The sequence below is a fragment of the Variovorax sp. P4_D9 genome (assembly GCF_056401695.1).
The window spans coordinates 1-2,243 of the sequence record NZ_JBFUIU010001152.1 but is presented as its reverse complement, the minus strand read 5'-3'; the positions used below and the strand labels follow the sequence as shown (position 1 = coordinate 2,243).

3 protein-coding genes are annotated in these 2,243 nt (G+C 61.6%); 2 read left to right on the top strand and 1 reads right to left on the bottom strand.

Annotated features, from left to right (window positions below; genetic code table 11):
- Positions 1-456: 456 nt before the first annotated feature.
- Both AC1DY5_RS52240 and AC1DY5_RS52235 read left to right on the top strand, forming a co-directional pair.
- Positions 457-792 carry a hypothetical protein gene (locus AC1DY5_RS52240; RefSeq protein WP_478122121.1) on the top strand — a complete coding sequence of 112 codons (336 nt, stop codon included), beginning with the start codon at positions 457-459 and terminating at the stop codon, positions 790-792.
- A gap of 460 nt (positions 793-1,252) precedes the next feature.
- On the top strand, positions 1,253-1,666 hold the full coding sequence (locus AC1DY5_RS52235; RefSeq protein ID WP_478122120.1) for an MBL fold metallo-hydrolase: 414 nt from the start codon (positions 1,253-1,255) through the stop codon (positions 1,664-1,666).
- 328 nt (positions 1,667-1,994) lie between these two features.
- Here the strand turns inward: AC1DY5_RS52235 and AC1DY5_RS52230 are convergent.
- A partial coding sequence (locus AC1DY5_RS52230; protein ID WP_478122119.1) for a hypothetical protein occupies positions 1,995-2,243 on the bottom strand: 249 nt, incomplete at its 5' end.

Genomic DNA, 2,243 nt, shown 5'->3' with positions numbered 1-2,243 from the left:
GAAGTGGGCCAACGAGCGAGGTGGCGACGGGCGCGGAGACGCTTGAGGGGCGCGAGCTTCGCGCACGCCAAGGCCGCGCGTCGCAAGCCAGGATCGACCTGGCATCTGGACGAAATGTTTGTGACGCTGCGCGGTGAGCCCTCTGCCTGTGGCCGAACCGAGCCACTGGCTGACGGAGGCCGCACGACCGCAGCCGCTTGCTCAGGCGCCGTCCAGCGGCCAATGGCAAAGGATGGTGAGTGTGCCGCGGTGCGTGATTGAATCGTGAACTTTCGTTGATGGCCGCGCGAGGCGCGATGGCCATCGTATCGGGAGACCAGATTGTCAACGGCGTGCTGCTGGCGAGCCAGATCGAATTCAATTGATCGATTCGCTCAGCGGCCTTTGGCGCTGGTCAACCGCGAGGCCACCGACGCGTTGGTGAAGCTCGCGGCCCTCACTCCACCACGGACAGCAATGAAAAAGTATTCCTATTTCGTACCAGGCGCATGCGCCTTGCTCGGTCTGACCAGCGTCGCGCACGCGGTCAACATCGACATCAATGTGGGCACGCCTGCGCCGGTCTACGTCGCACCGCCACCCGTGTACGTTGCCCCGCGACCGGTCTACATGCCTCCGCCTGCACAGGTGGTGGTTGTTCCCGGCTGGTATGGCGAGCGCTACTACGATGGACGTCGCTATTGGAGTCGACACGATTGGGAGGCCCGCAAGCACTACGACCAAGACCATCGTCACCATGAGGACAATCGCTACCACTGCCCGCCAGGCCACGCCAAGAAGGGCGAGTGCTGACAGTCAGTCGGTCAATTAAATTGGCATTGTCACATTGGCGATGCGTAAGCTTACCGGATGCAAACGACGACGAGATCGCCGTACCATGAGCAGCGCGGCGTTGTCGTGAGCGCATTGTCACGTTGACGGGATTGGCCAGATTTTCTCGCTCGGAAGTGGGGAATGAAGGGTCGTTTTGGGTATTCGAATCCTCCGAACGGCGCCTTCTGACACGGGAAATCGGCCTGGAAGTGGGATTTTCCGCTCACGCATTTCGTCAATGTGACAATGCTGGTAGATCAACCAGTCACTCAGCGCCGGCACCGGTCAAGGCGCAGCTTGCATCGGAAGGCGCGGAGCCGACGCCCACAACGCCGCAGGCATTTGGCGAACTGATCGCGAGCGAGATGAGCAGATGGGGGGCGGGTCATCAAGTCGGCGCACATCACCATCGATTGACCCGGAGACAAGAATGAGAACAATGCTTCGCCTGCTGCTTGCCCTTGCGATCGCCGCGCTGATTCCCGTCGCATGGGCAGAAGCGGCAGCCGGAAAAACAGAAGTCCTCTGGCTCGGCCAGTCGGCGTTCCGAATCACCACGCCCGGCGGCAAGGTCATCGTGACCGATCCCAGGCTGGGTCAGAACCCCATGACGCCGCCCGAGTACAAAGACCTCGAGGCGCTCGGCAAGGTGAACGTGCTGCTTGTGACGCACGGCCATGCCGATCACTTTGCGGATGCTCCGGCGTTGGCGCTCATGACCCACATACCGATGTATGCGCCGGGCGACATGAACCAGACAGTGGCGCTGCTCGGCATCCTGTCTCGGTCGGGCGCTAGTTTGTTGAACACGATCTGCCCCAATGACGGCCTGTCAGAAAGCCGTCGACCATGATCGACGTGGCCCCGTCATCGAATAGTAACGTCGACACTCCGAAGAACTGCACGCGGAGCATCTGGCTCGAGGCAGTCTTCGAGGCTTGCTCTCTCGCGCACGGCGGCAGGTGCTTTGACGAGGACGCAATCGAAGCTGTCGGGCCCGAAACGGCCACTAAGTCGATCGACCCTTCCTTCAGTGAGCTCGGTCGCACGACATCTTCTTCTGGCGCCTTGGCGAGCGTACATGCGTACAGGTGCCGGCGAACAGAGAAACGGCAGCGCACCAGAGTCGTCTGCCTGACTCCGACTTCCATACGCCGGGAAACGTCCGCAATGCCAGACCTTCAATAGTCAAGCCACTCGAGCGGCGCGACCAGTCCCGTGCTTTCGCGGCCACTCACGCGCGCAATCGTCTCCGTCAGAACCGTGAGGTTGTTGTCGAACGAGACGTGGGTCGCCTGTATGCGGTCGCCGCGCTTCGTGGTGAGCACCTGCGGCTTATCGACTCTCTGGAACAGCGGGCTCGCGCCATCCTTTCCGGGCCATGCCTGCTGCCACTTGACCATCTCCGGCAACTGCCCCTTGTCCCACTG

Excerpts from the sequence above, each read along its gene's own strand:
- AC1DY5_RS52240 (WP_478122121.1), top strand. The coding sequence starts at position 457 with ATGAAAAAGTATTCCTATTTCGTACCAGGCGCATGCGCCTTGCTCGGT.
- AC1DY5_RS52235 (WP_478122120.1), top strand. The coding sequence starts at position 1,253 with ATGCTTCGCCTGCTGCTTGCCCTTGCGATCGCCGCGCTGATTCCCGTC.